The organism is Pseudomonas putida (assembly GCF_028682455.1).
Lineage (GTDB): Bacteria > Pseudomonadota > Gammaproteobacteria > Pseudomonadales > Pseudomonadaceae > Aquipseudomonas > Aquipseudomonas putida_AA.
This window is the reverse complement of sequence record NZ_JANHLD010000001.1, coordinates 278,281-297,857: the sequence shown is the minus strand read 5'-3', so window position 1 is coordinate 297,857 and position 19,577 is coordinate 278,281. Positions and strand designations below refer to the sequence as shown.

Sequence of the window (19,577 nt, the reverse complement as noted above, 5' to 3'; positions counted from 1 at the left end):
GCCCGCTCCTACAATCAATGGCTCAGCGCGGCATAGAAACGGGCACTTTGCTGCAGGTATTTCTGGGTGTAGCTGGGGGTAGAGGATTTGCGTTCGCTGATTTCGACCTGAGCGTGGGCAGGCAACACAACCGAAGCAGAAATGGCAGAAGCGGCGATGACCGGGAAGATATTGAAGTTCATGGCGCTGATCTCGAAGTCTGTGGTTTGAAGTGGCCGTTTCAGGCCGTGGTTCAAACTTACGCCGCCCAAGCGGCGCACAGAAATTCATTGCAGCAGTAGCCATTATCAAGGCGGTTGATAGTCAGTCGACAAACTTCAGGTCGGAGGGCGCGGCCTGGGGCAGCTTCTGCACGGTTTCGCTCAGCATGCCGCTGCGCGGGTCGCGGCGGATCACCACGATCTCGTTGCTCTTCTGGTTGGCCACCAACAGGAACTTGCCGGAGGGGTCGAGGGTGAACTCCCGGGGGTGATCGCCCTCCACGCTGCGCTGTTGCACCTTCATCAGCTTGCCGCTGTCGTCATCCACGGCGAACACCACAATCTCGTTGGCCGTACCGCGGTTGCTGACATACAGGAATCGCCCGTCCGCCGACAGGTGCAAGGCGCCCGCCGCCTTGGCCGCGGCGTCGTTTTGATCGGTCAGCGGCAGGCGCTGGCGCTCGATCAATTTGCCATCGTTGTGCTCGAAGACCACCACCTGGGCGCTCATTTCCAGCGTCAGGTAGGCCTGCTTGCCATCGCTGCTGAATACCAGGTGGCGCGGCCCACTGCCGGGTGGCAGGTCAACGGCAGGCGGTTCGGCCGGGCTCAGCGGATGCTTGGGGCTGGCACCGTCGTAGCGGTAGATGAACACCTTGTCGGCCCCCAGGTCGCTGGCGAAGACGAAATGCCCATCGGGGGACGACACCACCGAATGTACATGCGGCCCGGCCTGACGCTGCGGGTTGGCGCCGCTGGCTTTGTGGCGGTCCTGCTGTACCGAAGCCTGCAACCTGCCATCCTTGTCGACCGGCAGCACGCTCAGGCTGCCGCCCGGGGTCGGCTGCACGCCGTAGTTGGCAACGAACAGGTAGCGCTGGTCATGACTGAGGCTGGCATGGGTCGGCTCGTCACCGGCGCTGCTGACCTGGTTGAGCGGCTTGAGGTTGCCGTCTTTGGCACTTATGGAAAAGCTGCTGGCCTGGCCCTTGCCGTCGCCGTTCTCGTTGACCGCGAACAACAGCCGCTTGTCCACCGACAGGGTCAACCAGGAGGGGTTATCGCTTTTGAGCACCTGTAACGGCTTTTCGCCGATCAGGCCACTGACGCTGCTGAACGCATAGCGGTACAACCCTTCGCTGGCGCCATCGGTGTAGCTGCCCACCAGCAACTGCGCGCTGTGGGCGGTGGCACAGACACTCATCGCACTAGCGATCAGCAGGGTCGTCAGCTGGCGTTTCATCGTCATCCTCGTCCGGTGCGCGAAAGGCACTCATACAGACTAGTCGATGCTCGCTGGTGTCGGCAGCGATAAGCCAGTCCTGGCCCTCGGCACGGGCGGCGGCGATCTGTTCGGGTGAGAAGGACCACTTCTTGAGTGCCCGGCCATCCATGCACTCGATGTGCAGGCCGGTGTCGTCGAAGGTGAAGTCAAAGGCGTGCAGGCCGTCGACCAGGAGCATGTCGCAGGCGTGCAGGGCTTGGGAAAGGGTTGTCATTGCGTGGGTATCATCGAGGGGTAAAGCGCCATGATACCTGAAAGCTTCGCGGGGCAAGCCCGCTCCTACAGGTAACCGTAGGAGCGGGCTTGCCCCGCGATATCACTCAGTGAGCAAAGATCGACTTGCTTTCCTGGCCCGCCATTTTCTCGGGCTTGATCAGGAAGCGCGCCAGCGCTGGCAGCAGCCACAGCGCACCGAACATGTTCCACAGCAACATGAAGGTCAGCATCAGGCCCATGTCGGCCTGGAACTTGATGGCCGAGAAGATCCAGGTGCACACGCCGATGGCCAGGCACAGGCCGGTGAACAGTACCGCCTTGCCGGTGGACTTGAGCGTCTGGTAGTAGGCTTCCTGCAACGGCAGGCCTGCACGCAGGAAGCTCTCCAGGCGACTGTAGATATAGATGCCGTAGTCGACACCGATACCCACGCCCAGCGCCACCACCGGCAGGGTCGCAACCTTCACGCCGATGCCCATGAAGGCCATCAGGGCGTTGCCCAGTACCGACGTCAGCACCAGCGGCAGGACAATGCACAAGGTCGCGGCGAACGAGCGGAAGGTGATCATGCACATCACCGCCACGCAGATATACACCAGGATCAGGATGGTCAGTTCGGCCGACTTGATCACTTCGTTGGTGGCGGCCTCGATCCCGGCGTTACCCGCAGCCAGCAGGAACTCCAGGCCATCCTTGTTGTGGGTCTCGGCAAACTCCTTCACCGCATTGACCGCACGGTCCAGGGTCTCGGCCTTGTGATCGTTGAGGTACACCAGCACCGGCGCCAGCGAGCAGTCGGCGTTGTACAGGCCGTCGGCCCGGGCGATGGAGCTGTTGAGCACATCCGTGTTGCGCGACAGGCTTTCCCATTTCAGGTTGCCTTCGTTCATGCCCTTGATCATCTGCTTGGACACTGTCACCAGCGAGATGGCCGACTGCACGCCGGGGGTGTTCTCCATCTTCCACATCAGCTCGTCGATCGGTGCCATGGTCGAGTACACCGAGCAGCCTTCGGCCGGGGTCTTGACCATCACCACCAGCACGTCCGAACTGGTCGAGTAGTTGTCGATGATGAAGCTGTTGTCCTTGTTGTAGCGCGAGTCCGGGCGCAGCTCCGGGGCCCCCTGGTCGAGGTCGCCGATCTTCAGGTTCTGGCTGTACCAGAGGCCGCCACCGAAGGCCAGCAAGGCCAGGACGATGGACACCGGTGCCACTTTGGGGCTGGCAAAGTTCGACAACAGTCGCCAGAACGGATGCTCGCGGGTCGCGTCTTTCTTGCTGCGCGCGATGGCTTTCTTGCTGATGCCGACATAGGAGATCGCCACCGGCAGCAGGATCAGGTTGGTGAACACGATCACCGCCACACCGATGGACGCACCGATGGCCAGTTCGCGGATTACACCGATGTCGATGATCAACAGGGTGATAAAGCCCACGGCGTCGGCCAGGATGGCGATCATCCCGGGCAGGAACAGCTGGCGGAACGTGCGCCGGGCAGCGGTCAGGGCGTTGTCGGCGTCGCTCGATTGCAGGGCGATACCGTTGATCTTCTGCACGCCGTGGGAAATACCGATGGCAAAGATCAGGAACGGCACCAGCATCGAATAAGGATCAAGCCCGAAGCCGACGGCGTGCATCAACCCCAGTTGCCAGACCACCGCCACCAGGGTGGTGATCAGTACCGCGATGGTGCTGCGGATGCACCAGGTGAACCAGTACAGCAGCACCCAAGTGATCACCAGCGCGATACCGAAGAACATCGCCACCATCATCAGGCCATCGATCAGGTCGCCGACCTTCTTGGCGAAACCGACGATGTGGATCTTCACATTGGGGTTCTGGGCCTGGAACTTGTCGCGGATCTTCTCTTCCAGCTGGTGGGAGAACTGCTGGTAATCGAGCTTGATCAGCGTGCCCTGGTCTTTCGGGTCCGGGTAGGACTCCAGCAACGGCACATCGATGATGCTCGACTTGAAGTTGTTGGAGACCAGGCGACCGACCTGGCCCGACTTGAGCACGTTGTTGCGTAACAATTCGAGGCTGTCAGCCGAGCCGTCGTAGGTGTTGGGAATGACCTCGCCACCGGCGAAGCCCTCTTCGGTCACTTCGGTCCAGCGTACGCTGGGGCTCCACAGCGACTTGAGACCGGAACGGTCGACACCGGGGATGTAGAAGACCTCGTCGTGGATCTGACGCAGGGTCTCCATGTACTCCTTGCTGAAGATATCGCCATCGGTGGCTTCCACCGAGATCCGCACGGTGTTGCCGAGGTTGGCCAGGTCGTTGCGGTGTTCGAGCATCTTCTCGATGAAGGGGTGCTCGAGCGGGATCATTTTCTCGAAGCTGGTCGAAGGACGAATCTGCGTGGCCTGCCAGAACAGGAACACACTGACCAGCAGGCAGATGAGGATCACCACCGGGCGGTTATTGAAGATCAGGCGCTCGAGCAGCGTCGCCTTGTCCTGATGGTGTTGCTGCTGATTCATGTTGAACTGCTCCTGACTGGTCATGGCTGCACTCCTTCGGCGCCCTTGGCCGAAGCCAGGTGCACGCCGCCCTGGCCGACAAGGATCAGGCCTTCGCCCTTGCGACCGCTGACACCCGCCAGGGCGATGCGATCGGCGCGGTTGAAGACACTGAAGGTCTGGCCGTCGTCGCTGCTGCGCAGGACGGTGCCGCCATTGCCGACCAATACCAGGCTGCCATCATCGAGAAGCGTAGCGCTTGCCAGGCCAAATTCGAGGGCCCCGCGCGCGGCGTTCAGTTCGATCTGCTGCCAGCTGTCGCCAAAGTCGCTGGAACGGTAGAGATTGCCGCGCAGCCCGTAGGCCAGTAGCGTGCGTGGCTGGGCGGTGCCGATCACACCGAACAGCGAGCCCTCGTAAGGGCCTTCGAGCTTCTGCCAGGTCTGGCCGTCGTCGCTGGAGCGGAACATGCTGCCCTGCTCGCCAACGATGAACAGCCCGGCGTCCTTGACTGCCGCGATGCCGTTGAGGTGCAGCTGGTCTTCGTTGTCCAGCCGGTCACCGACCTCGTCCCACTGCTTGCCACCGTCGGTGGTCTCCAGCAGTGCACCGTAGGCGCCCACGGCAAAACCGTGCTGGGCGTCCTTGAACCAGACATCCAGCAGCGGCGCTTCACGTTTGAGGTCTTCGAATTGCTTGGTCCAGGTCACACCGCCGTCGCTGCTGGCGAGGATCTGTGCGTCATGGCCGACCGCCCAGCCGTGCTTTTCGTCGGCAAAGTAGACGGCGGTGAGCAGTTGCCGGGTCGGCACCTTGGACTGGGTCCAGGTCTTGCCCTGGTCATCGGAGAAGAGAATATGGCCGCGATCGCCAACGGCGATCAGGCGTGGGCCGGCCTGGGTCACGTCGAGCAACAGGCTCTTTTCGGCCTTGGCCGATTCGGTGGAGTAGACCTTCGGTTCGGCCGCTGCCGCCTCGACTGTGTTGGTCCACACCCCCATCGCCATCACCAGCAACCCGCTGGCGGCCAATGCCCATGGGCGTGCGCGCGCAGCGCCGCCGGTACCTGCCATGTAAGGCTCGGTCATAGATCTGTCCCCCGATTATTGTTATTTGGGTCAATCTATTTGCAGGTACTGCCAAAAACCGTGTTCCAGAGCCCCGCAATAGCTGAAGCCATCCTATCGGGGTTTGCGAAGGGCTGACAACGAACGGGACGTTATCTTTTGTTAAGCAGAAAAAGAACGCGGGGCAAGCCCGCTCCTACAGGGTATGCAGGAGCGGGCTTGCCCCGCGATGAGGCCGTCAGGCCAGGCTTTTGCTTACCACTTCATACACATCGCTGGACAGCGCACCGGAGGCCAGGATGCGCTCCAGTTCACCCTTCATCAGCGCCTGGCGGGCGCTGTCGTACTTGCGCCAGCGGGTCAGCGGCGCCAGTTGCCGCGAGGCGATTTGTGGGTTGAGGGCATTGAGCTCGATCACCAGGTCCGCCAGGAAGCGATAGCCGGAGCCGTCCGCCGCATGGAAGTTGACCAGGTTCTGCCCGGCATAGGCGCCGATCAGCGCACGAACCTTGTTCGGGTTCTTCATCGTGAACGCCGGGTGCTGCATCAGCGCCTTCACCCGTGCCAGGCCACCCGGGAGTGTGCTGGCTGCCTGCACGCTGAACCATTGGTCCATGACCAGTGGGTTGTCCTTGAAGTTTTCGGCAAAGACTTCCAGCGCCTTGGCCCGTTCAGCCTCGAACGGCGAGTTGACCAGCACGGCCAGCGCGGTCAGGCGCTCGGTCATATTGTCACAGGCGTCGAACTGTTCCAGGGTCGCGGCCAGCACTTCGGGCTTGCCACTGAGCATCAGGTACGACAAGGCGATGTTCTGCAGGCTGCGGCGGGCAAAATGCTCGGCCTCGGCCACATACTCGGTACCCCGCGATACACCGCGGTTGGCCTGGTAGCGGGCATTGAGTGCAGCGAACAGCTGGTCGGCGATTTGCTTGCGGGCGAACTCGCGGGCTGCATGGATGGCATCGACATCGGCCACTTCGCTGATTTCAGTGAGATAGGCCTCACTTGGCAGCGAGAGCATCTCGGCGACCATGGCCTGGTCCAACTGCTCGTTGGCCAGCACTGTGCCCAGCGCGGTGACCAGGCGCTGATCGAGTACCAGGGCACTGCCCTGCTGGTGCTGGGCGATCAGTTCCTGAAGCACTTGAACCGACAGCTGCTGGCCGGCTTCCCAGCGATTGAAGCCATCGCTGTCGTGCTGCATCAGGAACATCAACTGGTCGCGGTCATACGGGAAGCTGAGTTTGACCGGCGCACTGAAACCGCGCAGCAGCGACGGCAGCGGCTTGGCCGCTACGTCGACGAAGGTAAAGGTCTGCTCGGCCTCGGTCACCGACAGCACCCGCGAGTTGCCAACCGCAGCCGGCTCGCCTTGCAGGCGCAGGGCGATGTCGTTGCCCTGGGCATCGAGCAGGCCGAGCTCGACCGGAATCACGAAGGGCTTCTTCTCGACCTTGTCCGGGGTGGCCGGGCAGCTCTGGCGGAAGGTCAGGCTGTAGGTCTGGGCGGTGCTATCGTAGGCTTCGCTGACCACCAGGCGCGGCGTGCCGGCCTGGCTGTACCAGCGCTTGAACTGGGTCAGGTCGACGCCGTTGGCGTCTTCCATGGCCTTGATGAAGTCGTCGCACGTCACCGCCTGGCCGTCATGGCGCTCGAAATACAGGTCGCTGCCCTTGCGGAAGCCTTCGGCGCCCAGCAGGGTGCGGACCATGCGCACCACCTCCGAGCCCTTCTCGTAGACGGTCAGGGTGTAGAAGTTGGAGATTTCAATGAAGCTGTCCGGGCGCACGGCATGGGCCATGGGACCTGCATCTTCGGCGAACTGGTGGGTACGCAGGTAGGCGACATCTTCTATGCGCTTGACGGTGCGCGAGTTCATGTCGGCGCTGAACTCCGAATCACGGAACACCGTGAAGCCTTCCTTGAGCGACAACTGGAACCAGTCGCGGCAGGTCACGCGGTTGCCCGACCAGTTGTGGAAGTACTCGTGGGCAACCACAGCCTCGACCCGCTGGTGGGCGGCATCGGTGGCGGTTTCGGCGCGGGCCAGCACGCAGCTGGAGTTGAAGATGTTGAGGCCCTTGTTTTCCATGGCGCCCATGTTGAAGTCGTTGACCGCCACGATCATGAAGATGTCCAGGTCGTATTCGCGGCCATAGACTTCTTCGTCCCAGCGCATGGACTTCTTCAGGCTGGTCATGGCGTGCTGGCATTTGTCGATGTTTTCCGGCTCGACATAAATGCGCAGGGTCACGTCACGGCCCGACTGACGGGTGAACTTGTCTTCGACGCACCACAGGTCGCCAGCCACCAGGGCAAAAAGGTAGGCCGGCTTCATGAACGGGTCTTCCCAGGTCGCCCAGTGCCGGCCATCGTCCTGCGGGCCGCTGCCGATCGGGTTGCCGTTGGACAGCAGCACCGGGTAGCGATGCTGCTCGGCAATCACCGTGGTGGTGAAGGTGCTCATCACATCCGGGCGGTCGAGGTAGTAGGTGATCTTGCGAAAGCCCTCGGCCTCGCACTGGGTGCAGAACATGCTGCCTGACTTGTACAGGCCCTCCAGTGCGGTGTTGCTCTCGGGGTGGATCTTCACGCTGGTATCGAGAGTGAAGGTCGCCGCCTTTGGCTGCAGGGTCAGGTGACTGTCATCGAGCTGGTAGTCACCAGCGCTCAAGGCCTGGTCGTCCAGGGCCACGCTCAACAGTTCCAGTTGCTGGCCATCGAGCACCAGCGGCGGCAAGCCGGGACCGCGAGCGGGGTTGCGGCGCATGACCAGCTGCGCGTGGACCAGGCTGTGGTCCTCGAACAGTTCGAAGGTCAGGTGCGTCTCGTCGATCAGGTACTCGGGTGCCTGATAGTCCTTGAGGTAGATCACTTGCGGCTGTTCGGTACGCATGTGGCGGTCCTTTTACTGATGCACGGCGAGCTGGTACGCCGTGTATTTGCGGATATTGATCACGCCGGTGTCGAAGATCAGGTATTGGCCCTTGATGCCCAGCAGCGTGCCTTCCGCCACGGGGTTCTTGTCCAGGTTGAAGCTGACGATCTTGCTCGGGTAGGCCTCGACCGGGTAGCGGATTTCCAGCACTTCGCTGTCGTTCAGCGGCTGGATGGCCTGCAGGCCGAAACGTACCTGCAAGGCGCTGAAGCCTTCGGCGCAGCTGTCGAACAGCTGCTCGCGAACCGCCAGCAGGTCGACCGCCTCGGCATCGCCCTTGAGCAGGGCGCGCCAGTTGGTGCGATCGGCCACCTGGCTGCGAAACAGGTCTTCGACCAGCCCCGACTGCTGGCGGGTGGCAACCCGCACGATCGGCAGGGCCTGGCTGGCGCCCTGGTCGAGCCAGCGGGTGGGCAACTGGCTGGCACGGGTGATGCCGACCTTGATGCCCGAGGAATTGGCCAGGTAGACCACGTGATCGGTCATGCAGAACTGCTCGCCCCAGCCGGGTTCGCGGCAGGTGCCCTGGTCGTAGTGGCATTTTTCCGGGGCCATGATGCAGACATCGCACTGCGCCAGCTTGGTCATGCACGGGTAGCAGTAACCCTGGCTGAAGCTGGTCTTGGTCTTGCGACCACAGTGGGTGCAGTGAATGGCCCCGAGGTATTCCAGGCGCAGGGTCTTGCCGATCAATGGGTTGACCGGTACTTCCTGCTCGCCCAGGCGAAAAGCGTACTGCACCACAGGCGCGTCGAGACGCGCCGACATTTTACTGATGGAGCCGCGGCCAAGTTCGATCAATGGATCGCATCCGACTTGAACAGGATGTTCGGCACTGGCGCCGACTTCGATGCGCATTCCTGCGGGCCCATGTAGCCGGTGCGCTGCTCTTCGGGCAGGTTCTGGATTTCCCAGGCGATCACCGCCTGCAGCGACAGCTCTTTCTGTTCGGCGGTGAGCTTGCGCCCGTCCGCCCATTTACCCAGTTCGACGGCCAGTTTCAGGCTTTCGTAGATTTCCGGGGTGATGTTTTCGATCATTTGCGCAAAAGTGGACATAGCGTCTCCCAAATCAAGCCGTCAGTTTACGCCGGGCCAGCGCCCCGCCCAAGAGCCCGCTGAGGCAACCGACCAACAACCCACCGACGTGGGCGGCGTTGGCGATCTGGCCAAAACCGAGCAGGCTGACCAGCCCGGACAGGCACAGCAGCAGCCAGACCAGCATCATCACAAGCACCCCGCGCGGCATGCGATACACCGGGTTGGGCGCCAGCCACTGGTACAGCCAGACATGCCCGAGCAAGCCGTAGAGCACCCCCGACAGGCCGCCGAACAGGCTCGGACCGCCGAACAGGTACTGCGCGGCATTGGACACCAGGCTGAACAGCAGAGTCAGGCTCAGCAACGACCAGGAACCCTGGCGCAGCTCGATACGACGACCCAGCTCCCAGTACCACAGGGCGTTCATGGCCAGGTGGAGAATGCCGAAATGCACCAGCATCGGCGTGAACAAGCGCCACCATTGGCCCTCCGCCAGGCTCGCGGCCAACGGCGTGAAGTACAGGTAATCACCCTGCACGCGAAAATCGAGGAAGGTCAGCCAGCTCAGCGTGGCGAAGTTGTCGCCAAGCCCGGTGAGGCCGGCGACGATCAGGCACAGCAGCAACACCGCAGCCGTAGCCTTGCTGGCGCGCAGTTGCTCGCCGACGCTTGGGCGGGCGGGGGGCGCCAGCGTCGCACCGGCCGGCAGTTCGAAATCGGCGTTGCCTTCGGGAAAGCGCTGGTACAGCTCGCGCACGTCCTCGGCCAGGTTTTCAGCCACCCACAACACCTGGTCCCCCCCCTCCTCGCTGACCCGGTGCGGCACCTGCAGGCGCCGCAGCAGGCCGACAAAGCCGCTGAGGTCAGTGTTCAAGGGCATGCGCAATACCACCACTGCACTCATTGGCTGGCCTCCGGCCGGTCTACATCGACCCACACGAACTTGCGCGGGTCTATTCGGGTTTCATCGTCGAGTCGATACGCGACCAGCTTGCCGTACAGCACGGCGCTGTAGTCCAGGCAGGCCAGGTTGGAACGGATCGGTGCCGGCTTGCCGCTGCGCCAGTAGTGGCCGACGAACAGCATCGGCTCGTCCTCGCCATAGCGCAGCAAGGCGTTCTTCTGGCTGTGGCTCAAGGGGGTGCTGGCGACCTTTTCCGGCAGGGCGTCGGGCTGGAAGACGATATCGCCATAGGTTTGCGGGTCTTCCTCCCAGAACTTGGTGCGGAAGAAGGCACGGGTCAGGCCGTCGCCACCGGTCAGGGTCAGGCCATCGGGCAGGCGCATGTCGGTGCCGCGCAGCAGGCGGTTGCAAACCATCGCGGCAAAGCTGTCCGCTACGCCGGACGCCTGGATGAAGTGCTCATCGATGCGGCCATCCGGGTACTGCTGGCGCAAGGGTTCGATCAAGCGTGGATCCCAGCAGGCATGCACCAGGCGGAACCGTCCGGCATCGATAAACAGCGGCAGCTCGTAGAACCATTCGAGAAAATCATGCCAGTCGCCCGGATGCTGCTCGAATTGGGTCAGGGTTTCGTAGATCAGGCGGCCGTGGCGCGGGGTGTGCTCGCGCACGAATTGCTTGCCGCTGTCGGGCAAGGCCGGGGTATTCCAGCCCAGGGCGTTGTACTCATGGTTGCCCATGATGCAGTGGGCCTGCCCGGCATCGACCATGTCATGGACGATGTGCAGCGCCTCACGAATCCGCGGGCCGCGGTCGATGATGTCGCCAAGGAACAGCGCCTGGCGCTCGGCGTGGCGCCAGACACCGCCCTGGCGCTTGTAGCCAAGGGCATCGAGCAGGCGTTCGAGGGTATGCGCACAACCGTGCACGTCGCCAATCAGGTCGAAACTACGGGCTGGATCGAGCATCACTCGCCTCCACCACCCAGGCGGCTGCCCCAACCGAGTTTGGTCCGGCATACCTCGTAGTAATTGTGATCCAGCGGGTGAATCAGGCGCAGTTTCTGCGGCTTCTTGTTCACCGTGATGGTGTCGCCCGGGGCACAGGTGAAATGGTTCTGGCCGTCACAGGAAATCTGCGGGTAGATCTGCAGGTCCTTGGACACCACGATCTTCAACTCGCTGTTGCCGTCGACCACGATCGGCCGGCCAGACAGGGTATGCGGGTACATCGGCACGATAACGATGGCGTCGAGCTTGGGATGCATGATCGGGCCGCCCGCCGACAGCGCGTAGGCGGTCGAGCCGGTCGGGGTGGCGACGATCAGGCCGTCGGCCTTCTGGCTGCAGACGAACTGGCCGTCGATGTAGATCTCGAACTCGATCATCCGCGTCGACTTGCCTGGGTGCAGCACCACATCGTTGAGCGCATCGCCCTGGCCAATGGCTTCGGCGTGGCGACGAACCTCTGCCTGGAGCAGGAAACGGTTTTCCACCAGGTAATGGCCGTCGAGGACCTCGGCAACCTTCACTTCCAGCTCGTCGGGGCGGATATCGGTGAGAAAGCCCAGGCTGCCGCGGTTGATCCCCAGCACCGGGGTGTTGTGCCGGGCCAGGGCGCGGGCGGCGCCGAGCAGGCTGCCGTCGCCGCCGACGACGATGACCAGATCGCAGACCTCGCCCAGCAACTTGCGCGAGGAAGTCTGCAGGCCGTGGCCCGGCAGGACTTCGGCGATGGTGTCCTCGAGGATGACGTGCAGATGCCGCTGCAGCAGGAATTTTTTCAGTCGGCGAATGGTATCGAGCACCTGGGAGCTGCCGAGGCGGCCGATAATACCGATATTGCGAAATTGCTCCATGGGGCTCCTGCTTGGCGCTACGGCGGGTAAAGAGGCGAGGTTCGCCAAAGAGTTCGATTATGGGCGAAAGCCCCTGGCAGCGGCAAACGCAGGAGAAAATCGTCAAGGAGCGCGGCTTAAGGACTATGCTCGCTGGATGAACCCTTTTCCCGGCCTGATCGACCTGCCACGCCAGTTGCGCCACCCCCAGGTGCGCGACCTGGCCTGGGTCATCCTCGCCCCGCCCATGCTGCACGCGACGCCCTGGCCCCAGCGGCATCCTCTGGCCGCCAGCGACTGGGTCGCCCACCCTGCACAGCTGCAGCAGTGGCTGCTGGCCCTGGATCGGGACAGCAGCGGCCTGCAGCACTGGCTTGCCCAGGCCGCGACACGGCGCCTGGGGTTGTACTACGAACGTCTATGGCAGTTTGCCCTGCAGCACGCCCCCGGCGTGACCCTGCTGGCGGCCAACCTGCCGATCCGCGACGGCGGGCATACCCTGGGCGAGCTGGACATCCTCCTGCAGGACGTCGAAGGCGTGCACCACCTGGAGTTGGCGATCAAGTTGTACCTGGGGCCGCCAGGGGGCGACGGCAAGGATCCGGCGCACTGGTTGGGGCCGGGTTGTCATGATCGGCTGGACCGCAAGCTGGCGCACCTGGCCGAACACCAGTTGCCGATTTCGGCGCGGGAAGAAAGCAAAGAGGCGCTGGCAGCGCTGGATATCTCGCACTTGAGTGCCCAACTGTGGCTGGCCGGCTACCTGTTCTATCCCTGGCCGGGGCATGCCGACGCACCTGAAGGCGCCCATCCGCAGCATTTGCGGGGGCGATGGCTGCATCGACGGAACTGGCCGGCTTTCATTGGCCAGCATCCCCAGGCCTGCTGGCAACCCATACCCCGGCATGCCTGGCTGGCGTCGGCCCGCTGCAGCGAACAGGAGCGCTGGTCGCCGGAACAGTTCGAGGATTGGCTGCAGGCGCTCGACCCGTTGGCCCCCGCGCAACTGCTGGTGCGCTGGGCGGCAGGAGAAGATGGCGATTGGGAAGAGGCCGAGCGCTTGTTCCTGGTAGCCGACGCCTGGCCAAACTTCCCATCCCCCCTGTAGGAGCGGGCTTGCCCCGCGAAAGGCCGGCAAAGTCCGCCCTATCCCAACCGCACCGCCAACGCCGCCAACGTCAGCAGCAATACCGGCACCGTCAACACAATCCCCACCTTGAAGTAATACCCCCAGCCGATCTTCACCCCCTTGCGCTCCAGCACATGCAGCCACAGCAATGTCGCCAGGCTGCCGATCGGCGTAATTTTCGGTCCCAGGTCGCTGCCGATCACGTTGGCGTAGATCATCGCCTCCTTGACCACACCGCTGGCCGAACTGGCATCGATCGACAAGGCACCGATCAGCACCGTCGGCAGATTGTTCATGACCGACGACAGCAGCGCCGCCAACAGCCCCGTGCCCATCGCCGCACCCCACACCCCGCCGGTGGCGAAGCTGTCGAGCCAGCCGGCCAGGTTGTCGGTCAGCCCGGCGTTGCGCAGGCCATAGACCACCAGGTACATCCCCAGGGAGAACACCACGATATGCCAGGGCGCTTCCTTGAGCACCTTGCGTGTGGATATCCGCTGCCCGCGCGCCGCCACCAGCAGCAATACCAGTGCACACACCGCCGAAATCGCGCTGATAGGGATCCCCAGCGGCTCCAGGGCAAAGCAGCCGATCAACAGGATCACCAGCACCACCCAACCGGCAACGAAGGTTGCCGGGTCTTGCACCACGCTGCGTGGTCGGTCCAGTTGCAAGGGGTCGTAGTCAGCAGGGATGTCGCGACGGAAGTACCACAGCAGCACCGCCAGAGTGGCTGCCACGCTGACCAGGTTCACCGGCAGCATCACCGCGGCGTAGCGGTTGAAGCCGATGCCGAAGAAGTCCGCCGACACAATGTTGACCAGGTTCGAGACCACCAGCGGCAGGCTCGCCGTATCGGCGATGAAACCCGCCGCCATGACGAATGCCAGGGTCGCCGCCGGGCTGAAGCGCAGGGCCAGTAGCATCGCCACCACGATCGGCGTGAGGATCAGCGCCGCGCCGTCATTGGCGAACAGCGCCGACACCAGTGCCCCGAGCAGGATGATGTAGCAGAACAAGCGCCGCCCGCTGCCGCGCCCCCAGCGCGCCACGTGCAGCGCCGCCCAGGCGAAGAACCCGGCGGCATCGAGCAGCAGGCTGATAATGATCAGCGCAATGAACGTACCGGTGGCATTCCAGATGATCTGCCACACCACCGGGATGTCGCTCCACTGCACCACTCCGCTCAACAGCGCCAGCAACGCCCCGCCCGTGGCGCTCCAGCCCACGCCCAGGCCCTTGGGCTGCCAGATCACCAAAGTAATGGTCAGGAGGAAGATCAACGACGCCATCAACATGAAAACAGCCTTGCATTAGAGGGAAAGACGCGGCGAATTCTAGCGACAGATCAATACCGCAGCGGCCATTTTTTGTTGCGATAGGGCGGTAAAGGAAACGCTGCACAAATCAGCCATCTGCCTGAGTGCCCAGCTCCGCGTATAATCACCAGACACTGCCACTACCTCAGCCAAGCCACCCGATGAAACAGATCACATTCGCCCAAGCCGAGCATCAGAACAAGAAAAAGGTTACTCGCCGGGAACGCTTCCTAGCTGAGATGAATGTACTGGTGCCCTGGCAGCGCCTGCTGGATGCCCTGTCGCCCTCATATTACCCTGACTCTGCCGGCAAGCGTGGCCGCCCACCTACTCCGCTAGAGCGGATGCTACGAATCTACTTCCTGCAGCAGTGGTATGGCCTGGCTGATGAGGCTCTTGAGGATGCGATCTACGACAGTCAGGCGATGCGTGATTTCGTCGGCATTGATCTGTCCATCGAAAGCGTGCCGGATGCTACAACACTCCTGCGTTTCCGCCACCTGCTGGAAAGGCATTCGCTGACGCAGCGGATCTTCGAGGAGATTAACGCCAGCCTGTCAGAACGCGGACTATTCATGCGCGAAGGGACCATTGTCGATGCCACCATCATTGCTGCTGCACCTTCTACCAAGAACAAGGCCAAGCAACGTGATCCATCAATGAAGCAGACTCGAAAAGGCAACCAGTGGTTTTTCGGCATGAAAGCCCATATCGGTGTTGATGCAGTAACCGGTCTGACGCACAGCGTGGTGGCCACCTCGGCCAACCAGGCGGACATAACGGTAGCCGAGCAGCTCCTGCGGGACGGCAAGGAACCAGTCTATGCCGATGCCGGTTACACGGGGCTTGGCAAGCGTCTTGCTGGGTGTGGCGACAGCCTCCCTGCACTGCGAATTGCTGCACGGCGCAGCACCATCAAAAAATGGAAGATGGCCCGGAGAAGCAGATCATGCAACGTATTGAACACTGCAAAGCGAGCATCCGCGCAAAGGTGGAACACCCGTTCCATGTGATCAAGAACCTGTTTGGCCACCGCAAGGTACGCTACCGTGGCATGGAGAAGAATCAGGCCCAGCTGTTCAGCCTGTTTGCACTGGCCAACCTGGTGTTGGCCAAGCGGTGTTATGCGATGACAGACGGGGTTATTGCGTCTTGAAACCCGGTACTGGTGAAAACTGGCCCAAATGGCCAGAATTGAAGATGATTTGCGTGGTGCTGTCGCCGAGAGCGGGTTGGCTGCATCAAAAAACCATTGATTGGAACGGCCGCCGCGCCAATCTGAATTGATCAGCGATTCCTAAACAGCGCGACAGCGTTTACAGTTATGCCCATGCGCCACCAAGAGCGCGAGCCCAAACCTGATAATGAGGATCGACCATGACCCTGAATACCCCCCAGGCGCGCTACGGAAGCCTGTCGATTGCCCTGCACTGGCTGATGCTGGTGCTGCTGGTGGCGGTCTACGCCCTGATCGAATTGCGCGGCCTGTTTCCCAAGGACAGTGCCGGGCGCAACCTGATGAAAGAGTTGCATTTCATGCTCGGCCTGACCGTGTTCGTGCTGGTCTGGCTGCGCCTGGCCCTGCGCCTGAGGCGCCCTACCCCGCCCATCGTTCCCGCCCCTCCCGCCTGGCAGACCGGCCTGGCCCATCTGATGCACCTGGCCCTGTACCTGATGATGATCGGCCTGCCGATTGCCGGTTGGTTGATTCTCAGTGCGGCGAACAAGCCGATCCCGTTCTACGGCCTGGAGCTACCCGCCCTGATCGCACCCGACCCGGACCTGGCCAAGTTCATCAAGGGCTGGCACGAACGCATCGGCAGCTGGGGCTACTGGCTGATCGGCCTGCACGCCCTGGCCGGGCTGTTCCATCACTATGTACAGCGTGACAACACCCTGGTGCGCATGCTGCCGGGCCATCACTAGGCAAAACCGCGGCGGCCCTGCAGGCCGCCGCTGTGCAGGAATATCAGGCGAGTGCCGGGGGTGAAGGCACCCGCCTCGATCTGTTCGCGCAACGCCAGCAACGCCTTGCCGGTGTACAGCGGCTCCAGTGGTACGCCAGATTCGAGCTCGCAGTCTTCGATAAACCCCAGCAACGCCTCATCGACCTTGGCAAAGCCGCCGCGACAGGCATCGTGCAGCGAATATCCTCCTGTGCCCACCAGCGCCTCGACCGCACCCGCCACGCCATGGTTCATCGGCACCGCCAACGCGCCGAAAACCGGGCGCGCACCGGCTTCGGCCTGCACCAACCCCGCCAGGGTCGTGCCGGTTCCTGCCGCCAGCCACCACGCGTCGTAGTCGGCCCAGCCAAAGGCCGGCAGCTGTGCCCGGGCCTGCTCGACAATCAAGCGGCAACCCTTGACGCCCAGTGGGCCACCGCCGCCCTCAGGCACACAGTGCCAACCCGGATACTCGGCCTGCCAGGCTTGCCAGAAATCCGCCTGGTGCCGCGCCCGGTAGCCGGCATAGCCGAGCCAGTGCAGCTGCATGCCGAACGCATGCAGGTCGCGTACCGTGGGCGTGTCCTGGGCGTGACCGCGCAACAGCCCCGCCGTGGCAAAGCCGAAGCGCTTGCCGGCCGCTGCCAGGGCATGCAGATGATTGGAGTAGGCGCCGCCAAGACTGATGACCCCCGGCGAGCCGGCGGCCTGGGCAAGGCGCAGATGTTCCAGCAGCTTGAACCATTTGTTGCCACTGATCAGCGCGTCGATCAGGTCCAGGCGCAACACTGCCAGCTCGATGCCGAACGGGCGTAGCCAGCTCAGCTCGAATCGTTGCAAGGGAGCGTGGGGAAGGGAATCAAAACCGGTCATGACAGTTCACTGGCGCAGGGACGCGCCAGTCTACCAGTGCGGCGAGGTGGGCACCCCGCCGCACGCAACGCTTAGAGCTCGGCGGCCAGACGCGAGCCCTGGTTGATCGCCCGCTTGGCATCCAGCTCGGCCGCCACATCGGCGCCGCCGATCAGGTGCACCGATTGTCCGGCTGCCTGCAGCCCCTCGTGCAGCTCGCGCAGCGGGTCCTGGCCGGCACAGATCACCACGTTATCCACAGGCAGCACCTGCGGCTCGCCCTCGCCGATGCGGATGTGCAGGCCGGCGTCGTCGATGCTCAGGTACTCGACACTGTTGAGCATCTGCACCTGTTTGTTCTTCAGGCCCGTGCGGTGAATCCAGCCGGTGGTCTTGCCCAGGCCATCGCCGACCTTGGATTTCTTGCGCTGCAGCAAGAACACCTGGCGCGCCGGCGCATGGGGTTCGGCCTTGATCCCGGCAACGCCACCACGGGCCTCCAGCGCCGTGTCGATGCCCCATTCTTTCCAGAACGCGTCGCGGTCCTGGCTGGTGGCAACGCCCTGGTGCACCAGGTACTCGGAGACGTCAAAGCCGATCCCGCCCGCACCGATCACCGCCACCTTCTGCCCCACCGGCTTGCGCTCAAGCAGCACGTCCAGGTAGCTCAGCACCTTGCTATGCTCGATGCCGGGAATCGCCGGCAGGCGCGGCGCGATACCGGTGGCCAGGATGATTTCATCGTATCCGCCGGCCGCTAGTTGCTCGACATCGACGCGGGTGTTCAGGCACAGCTCGACCCCGGTGGTCTGCAACTTGCGCTTGAAGTAGCGCAGGGTCTCAAAAAACTCCTCCTTGCCCGGTACACGCTTGGCCACATTGAACTGGCCGCCGATTTCGCTGGCCGAGTCGAACAGCGTCACCTGATGACCACGCTCGGCCGCCACCGTGGCAGCGGCAAGCCCTGCCGGGCCTGCACCGACAACCGCGATGCGCTTGAGCTGGGTAACAGGCAGGTAGTTGAGCTCGGTTTCGTGGCAGGCCCGCGGGTTGACCAGGCAACTGGTCAACTTGCCGCCAAAGGTGTGGTCCAGGCAGGCCTGGTTGCAGCCGATACAGGTGTTGATCTCGTCGCCGCGGCCAGCAGCGGCCTTATTGACGAACTCGGGGTCGGCGAGGAACGGACGGGCCATGGACACCATGTCGGCATCGCCCTCGGCGAGAATCTGCTCGGCCACTTCCGGGGTGTTGATCCGGTTGGTGGTGATCAGCGGGATCTGCACTGCGCCACGCAGTTTGGCGGTGACTTTGCTGAACGCCGCCCGCGGCACCTTGGTGGCGATGGTCGGAATCCGCGCTTCGTGCCAGCCGATGCCGGTGTTGATCAGGGTTGCACCCGCCTTTTCGATCGCTTGCGCCAGCTGCACGATCTCTTCCCAGTTGCTGCCGCCTTCGATCAGGTCGAGCATCGACAAACGGAAGATGATGATGAAGTTGGGGCCGACCGCCTCACGCACGCGGCTGACGATTTCCACCGCCAGACGCATGCGGTTTTCGTAGCTACCGCCCCAACGGTCGGTGCGGTGGTTGGTGTGGGCAGCGAGGAACTGGTTGATGAAGTAGCCCTCCGACCCCATGATTTCGACGCCGTCGTACTCGGCGCTTTGGGCCAGCAACGAGCAGTTGACGAAATCCTGGATCTGCTTCTCGATGCCCTCTTCGTCCAGTTCACGCGGCTTGAACGGGTTGATCGGCGCCTGGATGGCACTCGGCGCCACCGACTTGGGGCTGTACGCATAGCGGCCGGCATGAAGAATCTGCATGCAGATCTTGCCACCGGCCTCGTGCACGGCCCGGGTCACGATGCGGTGTTTATCGGCCTCTTCCGGGGTGCTCAGCTTGGCAGCGCCGGAATACACCCCGCCTTCCACGTTCGGCCCGATACCGCCGGTGACCATCAGGCCGACGCCGCCACGGGCACGCTCGGCAAAATACGCAGCCATGCGCTCGAAACCGCCTGGCTTCTCTTCAAGACCGGTATGCATCGAACCCATCAGGCTGCGGTTGCGCAAAGTGGTGAAACCCAGGTCCAGCGGGGCAAGCAGGTGCGGGTAACGAGCGGCGGCCATAGTGAACTCCACAACAGGCGTAATCACGGAATGCGGGCACCTCACCGATGTGGCGGGGCCCGTCAGTTATCTGTGAACGACATTAAAGAGCCAGAGGGCGGGGTTCAATGATCGAAAGTGACAGGTTAATGATCCTTTTGTACAGGCGGGCTGTGCACAGGAGGCGATGACGCACAGTTGGTACAGCACGCGCTCCAGCTTGAATGCCTGGAAGACGTGCTGCACACCCTGCCCTTTCTTCAAGCGCCGG

17 protein-coding genes are annotated in these 19,577 nt (G+C 62.8%); 3 read left to right on the top strand and 14 right to left on the bottom strand.

Translation table 11 applies throughout. The features are described 5' to 3' along the window. Positions 1 to 14: 14 nt before the first annotated feature. The 11 genes from NPS58_RS01460 to NPS58_RS01410 form a co-directional block, all read right to left on the bottom strand. On the bottom strand, positions 15 to 260 hold the full coding sequence (locus tag NPS58_RS01460; RefSeq protein ID WP_274115398.1) for a hypothetical protein: 246 nt from the start codon (positions 258 to 260) through the stop codon (positions 15 to 17). A gap of 43 nt (positions 261 to 303) precedes the next feature. Further along, complete coding sequence (locus tag NPS58_RS01455) at positions 304 to 1,443, bottom strand: lactonase family protein (protein WP_274112976.1); 1,140 nt, start codon at positions 1,441 to 1,443, stop codon at positions 304 to 306. Next, positions 1,409 to 1,699 carry a DUF5629 family protein gene (locus tag NPS58_RS01450; RefSeq protein WP_274112974.1) on the bottom strand — a complete coding sequence of 97 codons (291 nt, stop codon included), beginning with the start codon at positions 1,697 to 1,699 and terminating at the stop codon, positions 1,409 to 1,411. Before NPS58_RS01450 ends, NPS58_RS01455 begins: the two co-directional genes overlap by 35 nt. A 106-nt stretch (positions 1,700 to 1,805) precedes the next feature. Beyond that, positions 1,806 to 4,187, bottom strand: coding sequence for an efflux RND transporter permease subunit (locus NPS58_RS01445; RefSeq protein WP_425313043.1), 2,382 nt, complete (start codon positions 4,185 to 4,187; stop codon positions 1,806 to 1,808). Positions 4,188 to 4,207: 20 nt separating this feature from the next. Next, positions 4,208 to 5,254: a WD40/YVTN/BNR-like repeat-containing protein gene (locus tag NPS58_RS01440; protein WP_274112970.1), complete on the bottom strand. Its 1,047-nt coding sequence runs from the start codon at positions 5,252 to 5,254 to the stop codon at positions 4,208 to 4,210. Positions 5,255 to 5,471: 217 nt separating this feature from the next. Then, on the bottom strand, positions 5,472 to 8,129 hold the full coding sequence (pepN, locus tag NPS58_RS01435) for an aminopeptidase N (RefSeq protein WP_274112969.1): 2,658 nt from the start codon (positions 8,127 to 8,129) through the stop codon (positions 5,472 to 5,474). Between the two features lie 12 nt (positions 8,130 to 8,141). After that, positions 8,142 to 8,972, bottom strand: a complete 831-nt coding sequence (locus NPS58_RS01430) for a DUF2797 domain-containing protein (RefSeq protein WP_274112967.1) — start codon at positions 8,970 to 8,972, stop codon at positions 8,142 to 8,144. Continuing rightward, on the bottom strand, positions 8,969 to 9,229 hold the full coding sequence (locus tag NPS58_RS01425) for a YeaC family protein (protein WP_274112965.1): 261 nt from the start codon (positions 9,227 to 9,229) through the stop codon (positions 8,969 to 8,971). The genes NPS58_RS01430 and NPS58_RS01425 overlap by 4 nt, the downstream gene beginning before the upstream one ends. Before the next feature lie 13 nt (positions 9,230 to 9,242). After that, positions 9,243 to 10,115, bottom strand: a complete 873-nt coding sequence (locus NPS58_RS01420; protein WP_274112963.1) for a rhomboid family intramembrane serine protease — start codon at positions 10,113 to 10,115, stop codon at positions 9,243 to 9,245. Then, positions 10,112 to 11,083 carry a metallophosphoesterase gene (locus NPS58_RS01415; RefSeq protein ID WP_274112961.1) on the bottom strand — a complete coding sequence of 324 codons (972 nt, stop codon included), beginning with the start codon at positions 11,081 to 11,083 and terminating at the stop codon, positions 10,112 to 10,114. The genes NPS58_RS01420 and NPS58_RS01415 overlap by 4 nt, the downstream gene beginning before the upstream one ends. Continuing rightward, positions 11,083 to 11,973, bottom strand: a complete 891-nt coding sequence (locus NPS58_RS01410) for an NAD(+) kinase (protein ID WP_274112960.1) — start codon at positions 11,971 to 11,973, stop codon at positions 11,083 to 11,085. The genes NPS58_RS01415 and NPS58_RS01410 overlap by 1 nt, the downstream gene beginning before the upstream one ends. A gap of 136 nt (positions 11,974 to 12,109) precedes the next feature. Between NPS58_RS01410 and NPS58_RS01405 the strand changes: the two genes are divergently transcribed. Then, complete coding sequence (locus NPS58_RS01405) at positions 12,110 to 13,060, top strand: DUF1853 family protein (RefSeq protein WP_274112958.1); 951 nt, start codon at positions 12,110 to 12,112, stop codon at positions 13,058 to 13,060. A 38-nt stretch (positions 13,061 to 13,098) separates the two neighbouring features. Here the strand turns inward: NPS58_RS01405 and NPS58_RS01400 are convergent, their stop codons facing one another. Further along, positions 13,099 to 14,379: an arsenic transporter gene (locus tag NPS58_RS01400; protein ID WP_274112956.1), complete on the bottom strand. Its 1,281-nt coding sequence runs from the start codon at positions 14,377 to 14,379 to the stop codon at positions 13,099 to 13,101. A 182-nt stretch (positions 14,380 to 14,561) separates the two neighbouring features. Here NPS58_RS01400 and NPS58_RS01395 point away from each other — a divergent pair. Continuing rightward, positions 14,562 to 15,556, top strand: a protein-coding gene (locus NPS58_RS01395) for an IS5 family transposase (RefSeq protein WP_147811342.1) whose coding sequence is annotated in 2 segments (ribosomal slippage) — positions 14,562 to 15,321 and positions 15,321 to 15,556 — 996 coding nt in all. Because the reading frame shifts where the segments join, the coding sequence is not laid out codon by codon here. Positions 15,557 to 15,777: 221 nt separating this feature from the next. Next, complete coding sequence (locus NPS58_RS01390; protein ID WP_274112954.1) at positions 15,778 to 16,326, top strand: cytochrome b; 549 nt, start codon at positions 15,778 to 15,780, stop codon at positions 16,324 to 16,326. On the opposite strand, the gene NPS58_RS01385 is transcribed toward NPS58_RS01390, so the two are convergent. Then, positions 16,323 to 17,219 carry a 1-aminocyclopropane-1-carboxylate deaminase/D-cysteine desulfhydrase gene (locus NPS58_RS01385; protein ID WP_274112953.1) on the bottom strand — a complete coding sequence of 299 codons (897 nt, stop codon included), beginning with the start codon at positions 17,217 to 17,219 and terminating at the stop codon, positions 16,323 to 16,325. The two genes, NPS58_RS01390 and NPS58_RS01385, sit on opposite strands and share 4 nt — an antisense overlap. Positions 17,220 to 17,290: 71 nt before the next feature. Continuing rightward, complete coding sequence (locus NPS58_RS01380; RefSeq protein ID WP_274112952.1) at positions 17,291 to 19,327, bottom strand: NADPH-dependent 2,4-dienoyl-CoA reductase; 2,037 nt, start codon at positions 19,325 to 19,327, stop codon at positions 17,291 to 17,293. Positions 19,328 to 19,577 lie beyond the last annotated feature (250 nt).

Coding starts and splice junctions, on each gene's coding strand:
- NPS58_RS01455 (WP_274112976.1), bottom strand. CDS start 1,443: ATGAAACGCCAGCTGACGACCCTGCTGATCGCTAGTGCGATGAGTGTC.
- NPS58_RS01450 (WP_274112974.1), bottom strand. CDS start 1,699: ATGACAACCCTTTCCCAAGCCCTGCACGCCTGCGACATGCTCCTGGTC.
- NPS58_RS01445 (WP_425313043.1), bottom strand. CDS start 4,187: ATGAATCAGCAGCAACACCATCAGGACAAGGCGACGCTGCTCGAGCGC.
- NPS58_RS01440 (WP_274112970.1), bottom strand. CDS start 5,254: ATGACCGAGCCTTACATGGCAGGTACCGGCGGCGCTGCGCGCGCACGC.
- pepN (WP_274112969.1), bottom strand. CDS start 8,129: ATGCGTACCGAACAGCCGCAAGTGATCTACCTCAAGGACTATCAGGCA.
- NPS58_RS01425 (WP_274112965.1), bottom strand. CDS start 9,229: ATGTCCACTTTTGCGCAAATGATCGAAAACATCACCCCGGAAATCTAC.
- NPS58_RS01420 (WP_274112963.1), bottom strand. CDS start 10,115: ATGAGTGCAGTGGTGGTATTGCGCATGCCCTTGAACACTGACCTCAGC.
- NPS58_RS01415 (WP_274112961.1), bottom strand. CDS start 11,083: ATGCTCGATCCAGCCCGTAGTTTCGACCTGATTGGCGACGTGCACGGT.
- NPS58_RS01410 (WP_274112960.1), bottom strand. CDS start 11,973: ATGGAGCAATTTCGCAATATCGGTATTATCGGCCGCCTCGGCAGCTCC.
- NPS58_RS01405 (WP_274112958.1), top strand. CDS start 12,110: ATGAACCCTTTTCCCGGCCTGATCGACCTGCCACGCCAGTTGCGCCAC.
- NPS58_RS01400 (WP_274112956.1), bottom strand. CDS start 14,379: ATGTTGATGGCGTCGTTGATCTTCCTCCTGACCATTACTTTGGTGATC.
- NPS58_RS01390 (WP_274112954.1), top strand. CDS start 15,778: ATGACCCTGAATACCCCCCAGGCGCGCTACGGAAGCCTGTCGATTGCC.
- NPS58_RS01385 (WP_274112953.1), bottom strand. CDS start 17,219: ATGACCGGTTTTGATTCCCTTCCCCACGCTCCCTTGCAACGATTCGAG.
- NPS58_RS01380 (WP_274112952.1), bottom strand. CDS start 19,327: ATGGCCGCCGCTCGTTACCCGCACCTGCTTGCCCCGCTGGACCTGGGT.